Below are 17848 nucleotides of genomic sequence, written 5' to 3'. Positions count from 1 at the left end.
CTCACCAGGTGGAGTTATGACATCCGGCATTCGCCTTGGGAGCGAACGGCAAGCGGAGCGCGCCGGGCTGCGACGTGCCAGAGACATTGAGGATGGAAGCCCTTCAGTGGCCGAAAAACGGCGTGTTCGGGCGTTTGCTCACTTGAGCCATTACCCTGGGAGGGGCAAGCCCTAGAACCAACGATGAAAGGATTTATTGAAGTCGACTAGGCGTCGGAAGATACCGGCCCCCTGCTATACGCATGAACTCACGCAAGCTGCGGCGCCCAACGTCCCGCCTCAACGTTGCAATGACATACTTCGAGTTGACCGTGTTGATCACCCAAAACCTACCTTCCTTCGTCACGTGCTGAATGTCCGATGTCCGAATCAGCCGACCATCCGCAAATCGTTGGTAAGGCCCTGGGCAAATGTGGCTGAACACAACGCCAACGGCACTGCATGCATGAATATGGACATTCACAAGGTAGGCCGTGACCAGCCCATCGTAGTCTTGACTCACTGCTTTGGCGATGCGAAGGAGGTCGAAGTCCGAGTAACGCTTTTCGTGTAAATCGACTGCGACTGTATTGATGTCGTCCATAGTTACACGGCCTCCGACGCTGATGCTACAACAGTGGCCACAGCACTGCGCCGATATAGCTCCTTCACTCCAATGAGGGAATCAACATCAAGGTCACGCTGGTGGGTGTCGACGTACACATCACCACTCTCGACCTCCAAGACGCAGATCGGCACCGCTACCTGGTTGAATCCCATGGACAGTGATTTCAGCTTTTCCATCTTCCAACCTGAACCTTTGTTCATCCATGCCGGGGTGACGACCTGGACTTCTTGGATGACCACGCTCTCGTCTTGGGAGACCAGCAGCTCCACGAGGCGAGGCTCATCGTTCAGCATCTCTTCATAGGCTACGAACCGACCCTCATGCCGGCGCTTGAGGCTCACGTGATACCAATGAGTAGCCAAGGATCGCGACATGGCGTGAAAGTGAGCGAGACCGTCCCCGAACATACCCACCGGGCCGGCCTGGTCTTGCATGCTAATCCTGAACATCGTGTATCTCGTGTGGAGCAGGCCTGCTTAGCGCCTGCGATTAACATAAGCCGAATATTGTCTTGAGCGATGCGGTCATCTCGCGCCCTTTGCCTACCAAGACATACACCGTATTCCGGGTCTCGAACAGGCAAACGCCGTCGAACGACTTGCACAGGGTCGAGCGCACCCAGCCCCCTGGAGGGAACCGACCCTGGCTGTCGTAGGTGACGCAATGGGAATAAAGGAACATTGTCTGCAGGCCTATGGCGCGCACCCTGGCGAGCGATTCAGGAGGCTCGTCCACGTGAAAGATGAGCCAATCCTCGACCAAACAGTACGGTTTCCGATCGAAGCGATTCGCCACCAATGCCTCAATTTCGGCTTGAGGTAGCTCTGTTCCGAAGGACGATATCTCACCCTCGCGGAGCAACTCATGCTCCGAAGAATTACCCATAAATTGATGATCCTCATGATGCGAACACAAAAATCAGGCTCTGCGAACACCCAAAATACCGGGTAACAAGCCAGAAATCCCATCAATATGATTATATGCATTTGTGCGGGATCTATCAAACGCGTCATACCGTCTCTTTTTTGGGAGAGGTAGGCTGGATGTCCCTGCGGAAGGCTTATGCGGCGACGCTACAGTGGCTGAGGATTCGAAATGGCTTATCGCAAGCAGACCTCCAGCATCAAGCTGACCAAGCTCACATAAGCCGCTTGGAGGCTGCGACGACGACACCGACTATTGATCTGAGTGCGGATCTGGCTCAGGCGCTGGGCCTAACGCCTTTGTCGCTGCTCACACTGGTGGCCGCAGCCGATGAGGGCAAGACAGCACGCTCTGTCTTGAATGAATCGATGATAGAACTCATGCGGCTAGGAGTTCTTGATGAAGCGCTGCCTGCCGAGCCGCAGAAGCTCACCACACCACAGAGAATCGCAGCCGCAGAAAGGCTCGAGGCAGTACGCAAACTCAAGGCAGAAGGTCTTTCTCAAGCAGAGGTCTGCCGGCATCTGGAATTACCCAGAAGCACTGTTGGGCGTCTGTGGCACGTTGACGATTGAAAAGGACTCCCTCGGCTCAAAGTGACAGAGGCACGAGATGAGTGGGTTTATATCTTCAGGTGTCACTGATCAATAAGCCAAACTTCTGGCGATTCTTACGATGCTTTCCTGTATCCATTGCTCCACCATGGGCCGTGTAGCAGGGATGAAAAGTCGTGACTCACTAACGACCTTTTCACGGCGCATTGGCATCGAATAGCTGCTGGGGGCAGTCGCTGGCGGCTCTTCTATCTTCGCCATGTCTAAATTCTTCAAGGTAATGCGATACCAGCCGCTGTGGAATTCGGCCACCTCGAAGCAAGACATAATCAGCTTTGACAGGTTGGTCGGAGATACGAAATAGAGACCAGCCGTACGCCCCTCCACTGGCACACTTGCATCAGTTTCCAAGAGGACGAGCCCGTCGTCAAAAACGCGCCAGGACGTATCTCCGGACTTCAATCCTGTGAACAACCTGTCATCCCAGTCTTCGTAACCTTGCTTGAACTTCGCCAAGCCCAGGTTATGGAAGCTCTGGAAAACCTCATCACGGCGTTGGGCCGCTCCGTGCACAGCGTGCTGCTCAACGGGCTGTGGCAAAAACGCGAACTCAAGCTGTGGCGCATAGGAGTGACCGCCGTAGGAGCGAGAGCTTGATGCCTCCGTAATGCGCTCGTGAAAGGCTTTCTCAGAAATTGCGCTTTTGGATTTCTCCATTCTACTCAGGCCCTGGACGATAGCTTTCAACAGCTCTTGGGGATCTGAGAATGAGGCTCTGAAAAAACCTTGTTTGTAGTCAGAAACCTCGTTGACGAACTCGGCCTGCTTCGGGTCAAAGTCCGTCTTCTGGATGAAGACGAGAATCGGTTTACGCTTGCTTACCGCTTGGTGGAATTCTTGCTGCGTAACCGAGAGACCTGGCTGAGGTTCATAGCCGTAGTTAGCGCCAAGAATGAGGATATAAACGTCGCACTGGTCGACCTCTGTCAGGCAGGCGTGCTCCGAGGAATAGGTTCGCGCTCCGAAGTGCTCGCTCATGACCGGCTTCATGTCCAGTGTCTCCACCGCGTCTTTGGCGGCGGCTCTGAACTGCTCGAATCCTCTTACTACGGAGCTTATGAACACCTTCATCAGTGCATCCTCTGAACGCTGGCATATGTGTCCTTTTGGACTGTAACTAGGTGTGATCGTTGCAGATTGTCCTGATGGTGAACAGCAGATCAGACACCGTACCGTTTGTTACCGCCAGAGGTAATGCAATATCGACCACCGCGAGGCCCGATACACACGTTCCCAGAGGAACAAGGGCAGGATGAACCGTAAGCTGGAGTCTGTTGGCGAGCAGGCTGTGTCGGCTGAATCGCTGGTCTTGGCTTTAAAACGACGTAGCAGTCTGAGCCGCTGCACAGGCTTTTGGACGAAAGCCACTTCGAAGGTTGACCATCAATGCTGATGCGCGCCCACTCCTTTCGAGTCTCAAAAACCTGAACCTTCTCCCCGCGCTTCAGTTTTGAGATGACCTTTCCGCCTGGTTGATCCCGGACATTGAGGTTATCAGCGCTCACGAACTGCTCAGTTGCGGAGGTCGGCGTCGGTGCGGGAGACGTCGACGTGTTTGATACTAGCGTGCTCAGAGTGCTCGGCTCTACCGGGGTTTGAGGCGTGTCTTTTTTCCCCATTGCCCACAGAACGGCAAAAAGAATCAGGAGCGGGATAAACCATGACTGGGACTTCTTGCGCATATCCATTGCTCCCGCTTAAGACGCAATACGCCGGTTGCCATGCAGACCTGTCCTTCGGACTACTGCGAGCTTAGCCAAGCTTCCATTTTTTGCAGCTTATCGGGATCTAAAAGTTTGGGCCTTCCCGAGTTCAGGATCTCAAACAGCCGCTGCTTCGTTTCGGAAGAGGGAAACCATTCAGCGACCTCGACGTTGCAGTGCATAGAACTACTTAGCACCCATTTCATCACCATGTCAGCTGCGGCCCTGTAGTGATCCGCCATGAACAGCCTTTTGCAGTCTTCAGACCAGCCTCGCCTTGCAAGCTCGTCGGTTACGTCGATGACTCCAGCGTCTCCAAAGAAATCGGTGGTGTCTGGATAGTGGATGCCTGCCAAGGACACTTTCGCTACGCCCGAATCCCGGTCGAAGTAGGACAGGAAATGCCATCCGCCAGTGGTGCTTTCAGGGTGCGGGAAATTAATAGCAGCTTTCCCAGTAATGTAATGCTCAAGCGAAACGCGTGTGAGATCAAAATCGAGCAATGGCTGCCTCATGGGAGCTTTTTGAGGCGGGCTAGACCTTGCTTGATGTGGCCGGCGTTCTCGCCAATTGTGTAAAGCGCGCCACGAACGTTGTCGCCGACTTCCGCATGACCCTGGTCTTCCACCTGGAGGGTTAGCTCCATGAGCGCAGCCTCAAGGGCTAGCTGGTTTTGGTACATCCTTTCCAGCACATCTGATAGCGAGTATTCGGTCATGATGCACGTCTCTATTGGACAAAAAACCAGCATAGCAGCGGAAAGGACGAAGGTAAGCCGGGCAATTTAAGCCGTGGAAGACGGCGGGATGTCCACCCGAACTTATCAACGCACCGTCCAAAAAACTCAAAGGCGTGCCATCGAATGCTATACAGCCTGAACTCACCGAGATTTTTTATTCCTCTTCAGCGTGACCGGATTTAACAAGGGCAGCGCCTTTACCATCCTCCTTAGTCATAAAGCTTTGTGCATTTTCAACGGAATAGAAAAATCCGAATATCATGACAAAGTAAATACCCATTACCAGCACGCATGCCTCGACAAAAGCAGATTTACCGTGCTTCAGCAGATAGGCGAAGGTAAGACGATTCTTACGCTTGAGGTCTTGCCCAGCCAAACTCTTAACATACGGATCAAGGCCGGGTGTTGCCCCAGCCCTAAACTCAATAAAGAAGTTTTTAATATTGGCGTGAGCAGCTAGATAAAGTAATAAGAATATGAGAAAGCAAATCAGCCCCATGGTAACTGCGTCTCCATAGCTCTGCTTTGCGATGAGCGTGTTCACTTTTCCGGTGGATATAGCAACCAGCACCATAAGGAAAAACTGAATTGATGTATTGCGAAGGAACTCTAAAAAATGTTTCCGTCCCGAGTTCAAAATCCACATAAATAGCTCCATATTAGCGATTGTGACAATAAGATCGTAAAAGGTGAGGCTTGCTCCTTTTAAATATTCAGAAAATCTTTGGGGAAATTGCGGCGACTCCAATCTACCGTAGCGACACGCTGAAATACCAAAACAACCTACAAGGTTTTCAACAGTTGTTCGAGTGCCTGATGTTCCCAAGTGCTCAGCAGCGCAATTGGATCTGTGCCAAATCGATTCCCCGAGTCAAACGACCAGCGCCGGCCTTCCGGACTTACGCCTTGCTCACAGTAGTCGAGCTGATCGCAGTCGTTGTAAATCGATATCTCCCAACCGTCTACATTGATCTGGAAGTGGCCGGCATAAATCTTGTCCCACGATTCATGACCCACCTTACTCATGACGCTTCGACCGAAAATCGCCTCCCTCAGAACCTGGGATACCTCTCTTGCGGAGAGCTCAGCCGCAGTGTTTTCGCTAAAGCTACCTACCTGGGATGAACGAGCTGACGCTCTGGCCTCTTTCAGCCTTTGCTCAGCGTACATAGTCGGGTCATCATCTGGCAGCGGGTAGCCGGCAGCGGATAGAGCTTCGGCGCGCTCTTCAATGAGCAGGCGCTCGGGATCGCGAACCTTTTGGTAGGCCCAGCCTGGTACACGTCGAGTTGTGTCCATTCGCGGCTCCCCAGAAGGCTGATGACTAAGAGCGACTAAATTACTTTTAGAACGATAACAGAACGCTTTGGATAATGATGCTGAGCTGCGAATCCTGAGGACAGGATGCGTCACGATCTATGCTTCACAGAGGCACAAACACCAAGCAAGCGGAGCGCGCAGGCGTGAAGGATGCGAGCCCGCAGGGGCGAGACACGCCTTGGCGGGGCTCGATTCACAGCAGTCTGACGCCGCAGGCGGCACGCCATTAGCACCACCTCGCTCAAGCAAGAGGTAACTCCAATGCCCGACGATGAACTCCGCGAGCTGGAAGCAAAGAGGCGAAAGGCTTTGTGGATGCTTGCGAACATATCTCCAGGCGATCCGAAGGCTTTCGATGCCTTATCCATCCTTGGTGACCTTGATCTACGAGGGCGAAAAGATTCCGCTCATACTGACAAGGCACTTGAGCTCAACAAGGTTCGAGATTGAGTCACGGTGCAGCATCACCACTCCGGCATCGACATCATTTTGGAGCAGACTATCCGCAGCCATGGAGGGAGCGCTTCAATCAAGCAAGTATCGGCTCGACCAGGTTGGTAGATGGCCGCGCTCAATGAACGTGAAGGATTTTTAATAGTGACGTTGGATGAAATCTCGCAACTCTTTTACGGCGCGGGAGAAGAAATTCCTAGTTGGAGTGGCTCGCAAGAAGACCTGATCTCTTTGGCAGGAAGGTCGTTCCCAGGCAAACCATTCTGCATAGTTCGGCAGTGGATTTTGATCGACCTCATCGTGACGCCTGAGGAGAACGAAAAATTGACGAAGCTCGGACTGCTTCCTGCGACACTTTTTGGCCGTTTCGAGCCGACCATGTGGGCACGCAGCAACTTTGGAAAATCATTCACGGAAGGCTGCTTTTTTGAAACCAAGGACACCGTCTACTTGCTCTTAGGGTCAGGACTGAGAAAATAGGCCAGTGTAGCTGCTGCCTTTTCGATGTCCGCCGGGTGAGCGGTGACGCGCTGATTGTGATGGCTCGCTCTCTAAGTTCCCGCTGCGGCTTGAGCCAATTCCCTTGGGGCTCCGCAGGAGCTACTGGAGCACCGTCCCGGTATTTAATCATGGCTTGCTTAGAGGCGGTTATCGACCCCTTGTCGACTGCAATGACTCCTGATTTGACCGCAAACCCATTTCAGCGGTTTACTGTACGAACATACAGTATTCGGCGATTTGTATTATGGTCACCATCCTAGGGCCGCTATCCATCAGCGGCGTTCAGCTCCCGTTCTATTCCTACCGCGTTCCAGCAGGTTTTCCGTCGCCAGCAGCAGACCATCTCGAGCAGAAGGTTTCGTTGGATGAGCTTTTGGATCTGCGAGCACCCCATATGTACCTTGTGCGTATCGAAGGTGACAGCATGATCGGTGCCGGAATTTTTCCGGGTGACCTAGCCATTGTGGACAGGTCTATCGAGGCCGAGTCTGGGCATATCGTCATCGCGGCTGTAGATTGCGAGCCCGTCTGTAAGCGGCTGGTTAAGGAGTGCGGGCAGATCATCTTGAAATCCGAGAACTCAAAATATCCCTCCCGTTACATGATGGATGGAGAAGAGCTGCTGGTCTGGGGCGTCGTGATTTACAGCGTGCGCAGCCATGAAAAAGCCTGACCCCGTCTTTGCGCTGATCGATTGCAATTCGTTTTACGCCTCCTGCGAGCGTGTATTTCGACCTGATCTCCGTAACACGCCAATCGTAGTGCTGAGCAACAACGACGGGTGCGTTATCGCCCGATCTGCGTGCTCCAAGCCATTCGTGAAAATGGGTGAGCCGTATTTTCAGATCAAGCACAAACTCAAGCGGCACGGCATCGTCGCGTTCTCGTCGAACTATGCGTTGTATGGTGACATGAGCCAGCGCGTGATGAGCGTGATCGAGTCCCTCGTACCTGCGGTTGAGGTCTACAGCATTGATGAAGCCTTCGCTGATTTGGCTGGGGTGCCTGGTGATCTTGAAGCGCTTGGACGGCGGATCCGTGCCCAGGTTTATCGGAGCACGGGCATCCCGGTAGGTGTAGGAATCGCCGCTACCAAAACTTTGAGCAAACTCGCGAATCATTCGGCCAAAAAATGGCAGGCGCAGACTGGAGGTGTCGTTGATCTGCGTAATCAAATCAAGCGTGATTGGGTGCTGAAGAAATGCTCGGTCTCAGACGTCTGGGGCGTCGGACGCAAGATGACTCTTCACCTCGAAGGCATGGGCATCAAGACAGCTTGGGATCTCTCCAAAACCGACCCTTGGACACTTCGCAAGAAATTCAGTGTGGTGATCGAGAAAACAGCGCGTGAGTTAGCCGGCACACCATGCCTTGAGCTCGATGAACCTGATCCGCCTAAGCAGGAAATTTGCTGCAGCCGGATGTTCGGAAAGCGTCTCACAGAGATTGCACCAATCAAGGAGGCCGTGGCCACGTACATTATGCGAGCTACCGAAAAGCTCCGCGCGCAGCAGTCATTGTGCAAGAAGATCAGGATCAGCATTCGTACCGGCATGTTTAACCCCGAGGAAACAAAATATGCGAATGGGGTTTTGGTAGAGCTGCCTTATCCGACTGACGACGTTCGGTTGATGACAAAGGCGGCGGTGGACGCAGTGGATCGGATCTACCGTACTGGATTCAAGTACAGCAAAGCCGAGGTGCTATTGGTCAGCCTTTGTCAGAAAGGCGAGTACACCGATGATCTCTTTTCCATCTCACAACCGGTCGCCACTGAAAAGGTCATGAGTGTGTTGGATTCCATCAATGAGCGATGGGGTAGGGGGACACTGCGCTTGGCGAGCGTGCCAACCAATCCTGATTGGGGAATGCGCCGGGAGATGATGAGCCAGAGCTTCACGACGCGAGTTGATCAGCTTTGGACGGTGTACTGCAAGTGAAGCGTGGGCGTCTCTAGCACTGTCTCGGGCCAAAACAAAGGTACGTGCCAGTCCTTCACATGGCAACTGGGAAGCTGGATAAAACTTCAACGGAAAACGGTGTGCCGTCCTCCTAGTCGCAGCTTTTTTTCCTTGCCATACCGCCCGCGTATTTTTCAACAGTGGAGAACACAACCGGCGAAAGCTCTTGGCTTGGAAGTACCTGTCCTCGTGTTGCACAGAGCTAAGGACGACTTGCATGGTGGACACCTAGGTGCTTCTACCAACGCCTAATCGCCCTCTCACCACTACATTTTTTCATTCGACAATGGAATGTCTGTGCAAGAGGACATTTCCCTCTAGACTCCGCTAAAACTGAAGATATCATTGTGCCATCCAAACGGAAGTGGCCTTATGATATCCAGCGACTCCATCGTTCCAGGAAGCGAGATTCTCAAGAAAACCCGGCTCGGCTTTAGTGCAAACCTGCTTAGAGCCATGCAGGTTTCCGGTACTACCGAGAGTGGTGACCCCAAAAAGCTCACTCAGCAGCATCTGTCTCAGAATTCAGGGATCGCGCGATCCACCATCAGCAAGTACCTCACCCAGCACGCCGAAGCGAACCCCGACCTTGAAACACTGTGTCGCCTCGCCTCTGCGCTCAACATTTCGCCGGCACTGCTCCTCATGAGCGAAGAGGATTGGTTGCAGTTGGCGCGTGCCCTCCTTGAAGTGGGGCATGTGAAGAATAATGAATCGATCAGCACGATGATTGCCGAGCTGGGGAAGGAGCAGAACAACAGACCTCTAACTCGGGCAGCCACGGTGATGCGGATGGCCAAGTACATTGGGGTGAGCAACTTCAACGATTCGACGCTCAGCAAGAAAATGCGGCAAGGAATTCTAGCAACTGCCGCCATGCCGATGCATCCGGATTTCGAACAAGGCATCTACACCCACCTCTTGCCGCTCTGCATCGTCATGGGCGCTCGAATTATTGATCAAGGGAATCATTCATGAAACTGGAAGACGTGATCTCGACCACTAGCATCCTAGCTCTGTTATCCGTATCGGACGTGGAGGACATCAGTGCCCTAGTCAACTACCTAACCGATAACGGAGAAGGGCGTCTGGCCTTGGATGGCGATGCTTGCAAGCAACTGATTGCGGCTCGTGACGCTGGCCGTTACTTCCTCGGGGATCTTGAAGTGATTGCCAAGGAGATTAGGCTCTTCGGTGGCAATTCCTTGTTGAACCTCTTTCGCAAGGACGGCGTGCCTTACGATGAGATCGTAAGGGACGTGGCCGAGCATTTGAAAGTCAATTTCGGTAATGACTCCATCAGCGTGATCGAGCAAGAGATCCTCGGTAAAATCCTGACCCGAGCCTTTGAAGAAATGTCGGAGGAAGAGCGCAGAGTTATCCTGGAGGAACTTGGTGTATTGAGTTTTTCCACTGCTGGGCCCGCTGCAGCGATAGCGGCCATTTGCGCGGCAAAGGCGGGCGGCTTCGCAACCTACAAGCTAGCAGCAATCGTTGCGAACGCTATCGCCAAAGCGCTAATCGGCAAAGGTCTCACCTTCGCCGCTACTGGTCAGATGATGCGCACTATAAGTGTAGCAATCGGGCCTATCGGCTGGGCGATCACTGCGCTTTGGACAGCAGCAGACCTGGCTAGCCCGGCGTACCGGGTCACCGTCCCATGCGTTGTGCAACTGGCCTACATGCGGCAGAAAGCGATCATGGTTCGCAGCATGACTGTTTGTTCCGAGTGCCAGCACCCCATCGCTCAGTCGGCTCGGTTCTGTTCCGAGTGTGGAACGCCAGCCGCAGCTTAAGGGCGATATCGCTGTGAGGAGGGGCGTCCAAACGCGTCTCCAATATGCGGCAGCTCCGATTGGCGGGATGGCGGAAATAACGTGCTGGGTTTCGGCTGGGTTTGGATCGGCAGCCTGATGTCGCGCTCCTAAACCCCACGAAGGTCAAGCCTTTTTACCTGCTCCAGTTGTTTTGGTGGTGTTGGGATGTACGCTGGCAAGAAGGAAATTTACCCGTGGAACTAAAGAAATTTAAAACGCCGATCAACAGGTTGGGATTTGTTTTTTTGTGCCTGTCCTGTGTACTTTGTTTGATCGCTTACCTGGGCACTTACGGGACAGGTCACAATGGTTTTGGTTTTGCAGGAATCAAGCGCCTGCTTTTTGACCGAGTATACAGCTGGCATCAAACAACGTTTAGATTTGGGCTGGCCGGAATTGTGTTGGGGGCTGTGCTGGCCTGGGATTTCGTGGTTTACATCAATCGTGTTTGGAAGTGGGTAAGGCACGGCTGATGATTATAAAAAACATTTTATGTCTAATTGACGGTGAGTTACATCAGGAAATCATAAAGCAAGTGCACTGAGTATGCGCAGGTGCTCAAGCAGCCGCGCTATGCGAGCATTGGAAGTAATCGTCGGAGCGTAGTTGGCGGGCGCACAAGCTGCTCACGCTCCGAACCTTACCAAAATTAATAATTTTTTCCGTCATTTGGAGAATTGGCATAATGGCAAAAGATAAAAGCATCACCATCAATCGAATTCTAAGGCAGGAATTCGAGGACGGAGCGCAGAAGTGCCCCAGATCTGTTCCGTATGCCATAGACCTTGGCTTTTATCATTCAATATCGACAGTTTTGCTGCCGGGCTATACCAACAAAACGACATTTGTTGAGTTCAAACCCGGAAAGCTCCAAGCCTTGATAAATTCCATCTATGCCGAGGAAGGAGAGCGTCTAGCGGTTCTGCTAAAAAAATCGGACGTCAAAAAGAACAAACGCATCAAGGAATTGAAAAAAGTAGTCGCAGCCAAAGATGACGCGATCAAGCATGGGGCTGATCTCATCGACGATTTGACTTTGAGTATGTCGCTGGCCACCGTACGTCTCAAGAGAACTGAAAAAGAACTCCAAGAAAGCCAGAAAACCACGCATGAAATAGAGAGGAAGCTAGAGACAGCTCGATTCAATGCTATCGGCCACCAGGAGGAAGTCAGTGAGCTCGGGCGTGAGGTCGAATGGCTGAAGGGTGCTCTTCAGGATTTGGCGACCAGGCATGAGGCACTTCAGGCTACTAATACCCAGCTTATGGAGCTGGTGGACAACCCAAATCAAGAAGCAAAAGAAGAGGTGGCCAGGATGAGGTCGTCGACTGACCTTTGGTCTAAGCCCGTCATTATTTTCAATCCTAAGCTTCTGTCAGGCAGTTATCAAAGCCGTTCTTGAGAACAAAGGGATCGCTAAAACCGTACTCGTCCGAAGGTAGGACAGGGCCGAAATCCTTGATGATCCGTGGGACATGCGGATTCACCAGTGCGGATTCGCTCGCCGCGAAAACGTATCCGCATCCCTGTCTAGTGAGCCGGTAGAGTCGACCCTCGCTGCAAAGAGCATTGTGGACGAGGCGTATCCGAAAACTTCCGCTGTACTGAGCGGCGCACAGCGGCTGACAGATCTTTAGGCAATTTTTTTTGGGTTCGGCGTTCTGGGTCGAAGGAGTGGCTACCAGTGCAAGCGCGTTCATGGCCGGTCAACCAATACAGCCGTGGCCAATACCTCCCTCGTTCCGAGCTCAAGATCAACCGTCTATGGCCGATACAGCTCATGTCAAGCTTGCCAAAATCACGATATAGGTAACTGTTTCGCTTCGAGGCATGGCTCCTTGCCATCACCTATCCTCTAACGGATGATATCCCTTCCAGAACGCCGCTTACCTCGCTGTTTAGCCTAGGACGTCTAGAGTAAGCGACGGTGGCAATACAACGATGGTATTCGTCAATAAAGAATGGCTTATGGATTTTAAATTGATGTCATTTCTCAGAAGCTTTTTCTCAAACATCAAGATGCTTTTCTCGAGCCAGCCGATACAGGCGGCGGAAGGATATTTTCCGGTAATTGATCCGGACAAGATCAAGGCCGAGCTCAGAATTGTGGAGCAGGCTCGTGCACAGGGCGCTGTGGGTGTTCCAGATGCTCGTGATACGCGCCTTACTGAAACAGAGCACCAGATTATGGGCACTGTAGGCAGCCTTCGCGCAGCCACGTACAAAAGTGGTGAAGGTTGGCTAAAGGTCATTCAGCAGCGTCTGGATTCCATTGACCTCACGCAGCAGCGTAACCGCACGATTCAACTTGGCGAAGAGTTCGAGAGAAAGGCCGACTCTGTTCTCTCCAAACGTGACGGAGAACTTCAGGATCTGCTTCGCAACGCCAAAGCGACCAAGACCGAGCTGGACGCTTTCCGAGCCGAAAACCGGCGCTCTGAAGCGGCCCCGAAGATGGTCGAGTGGACTGGCTATGCGGTGAAGGTGGCGATTCTGGCGGGCTGCTGCTTGGTCGAGTCTGTGATCAATGCCAATTTCTTTGCCAGCGGTATGGTAGGAGGATTGTTAGCAGGCGTGGTGATGGCGTTCTGTCTTGCCGTCATCAACATCCTCGGAGCTTTCTTCATTGGCCGGCTGACTACCAACATCAATCACGTTCGGCCCATCAGAAGGCTAGCCGGTTATGTCCTTCTTCTGGTGGCAATTTTATGGACGTGCGCGGTTGGCGGTCTTGTAGCGTATTGCCGGTTTGTGATGCCCCAAATTCAAGACGAAACCGTTGGCAACATGCACCTGATCTGGCAGAGCATCTCTACGTTAACCAATCCCTTTGACAGCCTTGAGAGCATCGCACTTTTCCTGTTCACCGTTCTTTTCGGCCTTATTGCTTTGGTTGATGGGTACAAATGGTCGGATCCGTACCCCGGCTACACCAAGATATACAAGAAACACTTTGATAAATTTCAGGATCTGCTCGGCCTCATTCAAGAGCTGCAGGTTGAGCTAGAGGGTATCAAGGAGGAAACCCTCGACGAAATTGAAGCAAACGTAAAAACGGCCAAGGATGCCATAAACAAATTTCGCTCCAGCATGGGCGAAAAGGGCGTTGCTAAGAAAAAGGTCACCCAACACCTAGTTCTTGCAGAAAACACGATACGAGCACTCACTCAGGCTTACCGCTACGAAAACCAGATGGTTAGGCCAGCAGACAAGCCTCGCCCGGACTACTTCAACAATGAGATCGTGCTAGATCTCGAACCGTTTCCCGATTTCGGGATTGAAAAGGATGAGGCACGGCTGGCCGTCCAGGGAGAGCTATTGCAGGAGATGCTCTCCATTCTGGAGCCAACCCGAGCGAAGGTGCAGTCCGCTTTCATCCAAAAATTTGATCAACTCCAGCCCTTGCAAGGCCAGATCTAAAGGCTAGCCATGTCTCTGTACAAAAAACGGAAAAAGTCTTCACCCGTCGTAGGCGTTATGGCGATCTTTGTGCTCTTGGTCATCGTTGGCGTAGTCGGCTACGTGGGATACGTTGAGCTGACTCAAGACAAGCCCGACAAGGTGACCATGTGTCCGTCTAGCGGCCCCAAGGGTGAATACGTGGTGCTCATCGACAACACGTCACCTTTCCCCTTTACGCAGAAGGCTGCGCTGACCCATCGACTGCAGACCATGGTAATGCGGGAAGTGCCCGAAGGCGCGATGGTAACGGTTTTCCTGCTTGGTGAGGATTTCAAGCATAACAGCGAGCCGATGTTCGAAAAGTGCAATCCGGGCCAATGGAGTGACAAGAACAAGTACAGGAGCACTCAGAAATTTGTAGAGAAAGATTTCAAAGAAAAATTTGCCACGCCATTGGCAGAAGTTGTGCGAAAGATTCCATTGGACGTCCGCGCTAAGACCTCGCCAATTTTCGAGATGCTGCAGCTGGCCAGTATGCGTGGGTTCAATCATAAACACGCCGATGGCGAGAAGCGCCTGATCATCTATTCGGATATGGCTGCCAATACGAGTGAATTCTCAATGTATAAAAACACCCAACTGAATTTCAAAGATTTCTCGAAAACTGAGTACGGCCAAAAATCTATCGCTCCAGATCTTGAGGGTGCTTCCGTGACCATCAATATGATGGCCACAGAACCGACTGTTACCCCCTACGCAAAGAGGGCAGAGTTCTGGGCTCAATACTTCTCTGCAAACAAGGCATCACTGGATCATGTGAACCCCATGGAGGGCCTGTAGATGAAAGGGCAGCATGCAGTTCACCAAGTCAGAACCTGGTTCATCATCGCCCTCGTGGTGAAAGTCGTCAGTGCGTTCGTCAGCTACAAACTGAGCGACGCTGTCTGGTCTGGCTTTTGGATACCTGTCGCGGTGATGGTTGCTTACTGCTTGATTGGCTATCGCGTTCGGGAGCGCTATGACATCAGGCTCACCATCGCTAAATTTGCAGACTCTGCTTACTACCTCGGATTCCTGTTCACTGTCGGCAGCATCATCGTCTGTCTTGCAGATATTCAGAGCATTGGCGACAACCTTTCTAATATGGCGGGCCGCTTTTCTGCAGCGATGGTCAGCACCGCTATCGGCATGGTGGCGCGTACCTATCTTGTGGGCTTTAGACCCGATCAAGAAGACGCGGTAACAGCGGTTGAGGAGCGCGCCATCAGCGCATCGGAACGCCTCGTACTCATGTTCGACGATACGTACTCGAAGCTGGAGATGTTCCGTGATGAGGTGGTAGGGACGACCAAGGAAACCTCGGCAGCCGCTAAAGAGCAGATCGAAGAGCTCATCAAGCACAGCATGAATGCCATGGATGCGTATTTTGCTAATGCTACCCAGCGTAGCAATGATGCATTTGACGCCATGCTTAAGGACGCCAAAGCCGCCAGCGATGATTTGCTGGTGACCATAAATGGCCTGGCAGAGAAAAGTGAGCAAACCCTTGAGCGTATGGAGTCGCACGCACTGGACTTTGGCAATCTAGCCCAAAGGCGCCTGGAGCAGACCCTCTTCCCGGATGATCTCTTCGCTAACAAGCTCAGACCGTCCATTGATACTCTGGCCGAAACGACCGAAGGGGTTAATACGAGCATCTCCACACTCGCAGACGACGTGAAGACTGCAGCTCGTTCGGTGGGGACTGCCATTCGCGGCCTGAACACGAAGACGGAGGCATTGGACGAAACCCTGAATGCAGTTAGTGGCATCGTCGAAAGCCAGCAGCGCCTGATGGATGCCATGAACAGTCAGGGCAATATCCTGGTGGAAGGGATTGATCGCGTTCAGAAAGAGTTTCTTAATTCGCTGGATGATTACCAGAAGGATTTCCATAAGGAGCTGGAATCAAACCGAGAAGTCATCGGTCAAGTGGTCGACCGTTTGCAAGCGCTGAATGAAAAGATTGATGGAGACGATACGGCGGCGAGCCTCAGCCAAGACATCGACGAAGCCTTCCATGCCATAGGTCAAACCACCGTGCGGGCCAATGAGGCATTCTCCGAGTCAATTAAGTCGACCCTATTGCCTCTGATCCAAGTAGTTGCCGACAGCAACGAAACTCACAAAGGGCTCGCTGCGCAGCTAGTGCACGGCAATCGAACCATCGAGGCGGCTCATGCTCAACTTGATGAACTGCTCGGCAAAATTGATCACATCAACCAGATAGAAATCCGTCGACCAGCAGTCAATGAGCTGATGATGAATGCATCGGTAGAGCCCATGGTAATTTCGATTGTCGATCAGGCGGCGTCTGACGTGAGACCAGTTTAATGAGCCAGAAAAACGATCAGGTATTCAATCTGTCGATTACTGAAATCTGGATGGTGCTGGCGTTTATTCTACTGTTGCTCACCGGCTGGCAGGTCTGGAAGCTGACTAGCGACAAAAAAGAGCTAGAAAAAAAAGTTTCTAGCTATCAAAACCTTGATGATCGGGAGCAGGAGCTCAGCCGAGCCAGAGACGATCTCAGAGCCAAGCTGGCTCAAATGGGTCATCAAAATCCTGATGACATTATCAGCAAGCTTGTGGACGCATCAAAGGCTCGCGAAGAGTCAGACCGTCTGAAAGTTCTGCTAACGCAAAAGGACGAACAGATGGCCTCACTTGCCGCTATCGATAAGGCTCTTGAGCAGGCCAGTGGTGAGGACAAAGGAAAGGACGCAAAGCGCCTGATTCTTGAAACCCTTATGTCCTATGATCAACTCAAGAAGCTGATTGCTGACCCAGATAAGGATGTTCAGCCCTCTGAGGTCGTGAAGCGTATTGCGGAGCTCAAGGCGACGGAGCAATTAGTCAAGGGTGTCCTCAAAACGGAAGGTGATCCAACCGCAGATCAGATTCAACAACTTGCTAAGGATGCTCGGGCCTACGCAGATACCGATAAACTTGGCCTGAACCCGTTATCCTTGCAGAAAACCAACAGCGATCTCAAAGGGCAGGTACAGTTTCTCCAGAACAAGCTCAATCGAGGAAAGGGTGGAGACTTTCCTCCATGCTGGGCTGACGGTGCTGGTAAGCCAGAGATGTTCCTCAACGTTTTCACGAAGGATGATCTGCTGACGTTCGAACCAGCTTGGCCTCCTTCGCGTCAAGCAGACGCACAAGCTTTGCCTGGCTTCGCAGATCTGATGGCTAACAAAACTCGCGGATATGATGATTTTTTGCGCGCAACCAAGGCCATAAAGGCACTAGCTGAAAAGAACGAGTGTCGGTATTTTGTCCGTCTGACCGGCCAGATCCAGAGCGCGCCATTATCGGACAAACGCCGGATACAGGTCGAATCTAACTTTTATAAAATAGAAACTAAGCGCTGGTAAAAGCTGCACCTCGCTTAAGCGAGATATAAAAACGTCCAGGTTCATTTCGGCGCTGAAGCTTTGGTGGCCTCGACACCTAGTGAGCGGTACCACTCTGCATAAGGTGTATTGGCCACCTTATGCCTGTTGACGTCTGGACTGCCATCGTTCCACCAAACCGGCCCACGCTCTCCGAGCGCTACTTTGGTCTTCTGAACCTTCGCCCTTGCCCCCGACAACTGTCCATCATCGCCAGAGGCTTTCGCTGCCTTTACCTCAAGAGTAAGCGTCCGCCCAACACACCTTGTGTGATTAAACGGGCGCCCACCTGTGCGGCAACAGCTCGGTTATCTCACTCGCACGCTGCGTCGGCAGGCGTGTAAGAACATCCTTCAAGTAAGCATACGGA

23 protein-coding genes and 1 pseudogene are annotated in these 17848 nt (G+C 52.3%); 13 read left to right on the top strand and 11 right to left on the bottom strand.

Going from position 1 to position 17848, the window contains the following annotated elements; all coding sequences use genetic code 11:
* Positions 1 to 193: 193 nt before the first annotated feature.
* From F8N96_RS35560 to F8N96_RS29905, 3 genes are read right to left on the bottom strand one after another with little or no spacing between them, the layout of a single operon-like run.
* The gene (locus tag F8N96_RS35560; protein WP_150800860.1) at positions 194 to 583 is read right to left on the bottom strand and encodes a hypothetical protein; all 390 of its coding nucleotides are present in this window, start codon (positions 581 to 583) and stop codon (positions 194 to 196) included.
* Positions 584 to 585: 2 nt separating this feature from the next.
* The gene (locus F8N96_RS29910) at positions 586 to 1056 is read right to left on the bottom strand and encodes a hypothetical protein (protein ID WP_150800859.1); all 471 of its coding nucleotides are present in this window, start codon (positions 1054 to 1056) and stop codon (positions 586 to 588) included.
* Between the two features lie 40 nt (positions 1057 to 1096).
* Complete coding sequence (locus F8N96_RS29905) at positions 1097 to 1492, bottom strand: DUF6957 family protein (protein ID WP_150800858.1); 396 nt, start codon at positions 1490 to 1492, stop codon at positions 1097 to 1099.
* Between the two features lie 158 nt (positions 1493 to 1650).
* Here F8N96_RS29905 and F8N96_RS29900 point away from each other — a divergent pair, with 158 nt between their 5' ends.
* Positions 1651 to 2106 carry a helix-turn-helix domain-containing protein gene (locus tag F8N96_RS29900; protein WP_150800857.1) on the top strand — a complete coding sequence of 152 codons (456 nt, stop codon included), beginning with the start codon at positions 1651 to 1653 and terminating at the stop codon, positions 2104 to 2106.
* Between the two features lie 69 nt (positions 2107 to 2175).
* Here the strand turns inward: F8N96_RS29900 and F8N96_RS29895 are convergent, their stop codons facing one another.
* The 6 genes from F8N96_RS29895 to F8N96_RS35810 all read right to left on the bottom strand — a co-directional run bounded on the left by F8N96_RS29895 (position 2176) and on the right by F8N96_RS35810 (position 5886).
* Positions 2176 to 3216: a DUF4062 domain-containing protein gene (locus F8N96_RS29895; protein ID WP_150800856.1), complete on the bottom strand. Its 1041-nt coding sequence runs from the start codon at positions 3214 to 3216 to the stop codon at positions 2176 to 2178.
* A gap of 89 nt (positions 3217 to 3305) precedes the next feature.
* Positions 3306 to 3764 carry an SH3 domain-containing protein gene (locus F8N96_RS29890; protein WP_150800929.1) on the bottom strand — a complete coding sequence of 153 codons (459 nt, stop codon included), beginning with the start codon at positions 3762 to 3764 and terminating at the stop codon, positions 3306 to 3308.
* A gap of 122 nt (positions 3765 to 3886) precedes the next feature.
* A complete protein-coding gene (locus F8N96_RS29885) occupies positions 3887 to 4363 on the bottom strand; it encodes a hypothetical protein (RefSeq protein ID WP_150800855.1) in 477 nt (158 codons plus the stop codon).
* Entirely contained in the window at positions 4360 to 4569 is a 210-nt protein-coding gene (locus F8N96_RS29880) for a hypothetical protein (RefSeq protein ID WP_150800928.1), read from the bottom strand. The genes F8N96_RS29885 and F8N96_RS29880 overlap by 4 nt, the downstream gene beginning before the upstream one ends.
* A gap of 172 nt (positions 4570 to 4741) precedes the next feature.
* On the bottom strand, positions 4742 to 5233 hold the full coding sequence (locus F8N96_RS29875; RefSeq protein WP_150800854.1) for a hypothetical protein: 492 nt from the start codon (positions 5231 to 5233) through the stop codon (positions 4742 to 4744).
* 137 nt (positions 5234 to 5370) lie between these two features.
* On the bottom strand, positions 5371 to 5886 hold the full coding sequence (locus F8N96_RS35810; RefSeq protein WP_318187391.1) for a hypothetical protein: 516 nt from the start codon (positions 5884 to 5886) through the stop codon (positions 5371 to 5373).
* Positions 5887 to 6168: 282 nt separating this feature from the next.
* Here F8N96_RS35810 and F8N96_RS35555 point away from each other — a divergent pair, with 282 nt between their 5' ends.
* From F8N96_RS35555 to F8N96_RS29810, 12 genes are all read left to right on the top strand, one after another.
* Positions 6169 to 6357: a hypothetical protein gene (locus F8N96_RS35555; protein WP_224794142.1), complete on the top strand. Its 189-nt coding sequence runs from the start codon at positions 6169 to 6171 to the stop codon at positions 6355 to 6357.
* A gap of 111 nt (positions 6358 to 6468) precedes the next feature.
* Positions 6469 to 6840: a DUF6957 family protein gene (locus tag F8N96_RS29860; protein WP_224794141.1), complete on the top strand. Its 372-nt coding sequence runs from the start codon at positions 6469 to 6471 to the stop codon at positions 6838 to 6840.
* A gap of 265 nt (positions 6841 to 7105) precedes the next feature.
* Positions 7106 to 7534, top strand: a complete 429-nt coding sequence (locus F8N96_RS29855; protein WP_150800853.1) for a LexA family protein — start codon at positions 7106 to 7108, stop codon at positions 7532 to 7534.
* Positions 7521 to 8801, top strand: coding sequence for a translesion error-prone DNA polymerase V subunit UmuC (gene umuC / locus F8N96_RS29850; RefSeq protein ID WP_150800852.1), 1281 nt, complete (start codon positions 7521 to 7523; stop codon positions 8799 to 8801). Before F8N96_RS29855 ends, umuC begins: the two co-directional genes overlap by 14 nt.
* Positions 8802 to 9194: 393 nt before the next feature.
* On the top strand, positions 9195 to 9800 hold the full coding sequence (locus F8N96_RS29845; protein WP_150800851.1) for a helix-turn-helix domain-containing protein: 606 nt from the start codon (positions 9195 to 9197) through the stop codon (positions 9798 to 9800).
* A complete protein-coding gene (locus F8N96_RS29840; RefSeq protein WP_150800850.1) occupies positions 9797 to 10618 on the top strand; it encodes a ubiquinol-cytochrome C chaperone family protein in 822 nt (273 codons plus the stop codon). Before F8N96_RS29845 ends, F8N96_RS29840 begins: the two co-directional genes overlap by 4 nt.
* Before the next feature lie 215 nt (positions 10619 to 10833).
* Positions 10834 to 11112, top strand: coding sequence for a hypothetical protein (locus F8N96_RS29835; protein WP_150800849.1), 279 nt, complete (start codon positions 10834 to 10836; stop codon positions 11110 to 11112).
* A gap of 212 nt (positions 11113 to 11324) precedes the next feature.
* Positions 11325 to 12041 carry a hypothetical protein gene (locus tag F8N96_RS29830; protein WP_150800848.1) on the top strand — a complete coding sequence of 239 codons (717 nt, stop codon included), beginning with the start codon at positions 11325 to 11327 and terminating at the stop codon, positions 12039 to 12041.
* Positions 12042 to 12607: 566 nt separating this feature from the next.
* On the top strand, positions 12608 to 14059 hold the full coding sequence (locus F8N96_RS29825) for a hypothetical protein (protein WP_150800847.1): 1452 nt from the start codon (positions 12608 to 12610) through the stop codon (positions 14057 to 14059).
* A 9-nt stretch (positions 14060 to 14068) separates the two neighbouring features.
* Complete coding sequence (locus F8N96_RS29820; protein ID WP_150800846.1) at positions 14069 to 14881, top strand: hypothetical protein; 813 nt, start codon at positions 14069 to 14071, stop codon at positions 14879 to 14881.
* Positions 14882 to 16414: a MotA/TolQ/ExbB proton channel family protein gene (locus tag F8N96_RS29815; RefSeq protein ID WP_150800845.1), complete on the top strand. Its 1533-nt coding sequence runs from the start codon at positions 14882 to 14884 to the stop codon at positions 16412 to 16414.
* The gene (locus F8N96_RS29810) at positions 16414 to 17460 is read left to right on the top strand and encodes a hypothetical protein (RefSeq protein WP_150800844.1); all 1047 of its coding nucleotides are present in this window, start codon (positions 16414 to 16416) and stop codon (positions 17458 to 17460) included. The genes F8N96_RS29815 and F8N96_RS29810 overlap by 1 nt, the downstream gene beginning before the upstream one ends.
* 41 nt (positions 17461 to 17501) lie before the next feature.
* Here the strand turns inward: F8N96_RS29810 and F8N96_RS35550 are convergent.
* Both F8N96_RS35550 and F8N96_RS29800 read right to left on the bottom strand, forming a co-directional pair.
* A pseudogene (locus F8N96_RS35550) lies at positions 17502 to 17714 on the bottom strand (hypothetical protein); the annotation flags it as partial.
* 37 nt (positions 17715 to 17751) lie between these two features.
* A partial coding sequence (locus F8N96_RS29800; protein ID WP_150799222.1) for a transposase domain-containing protein occupies positions 17752 to 17848 on the bottom strand: 97 nt, incomplete at its 5' end.

It is taken from the genome of Pseudomonas fluorescens, from assembly GCF_902497855.1.
In the GTDB taxonomy this organism is placed as follows: Bacteria; Pseudomonadota; Gammaproteobacteria; order Pseudomonadales; family Pseudomonadaceae; genus Aquipseudomonas; species Aquipseudomonas fluorescens_BI.
The sequence above is the reverse complement of the archived record's forward strand: the minus strand, read 5'-3'. Positions and strand labels throughout refer to the sequence as shown.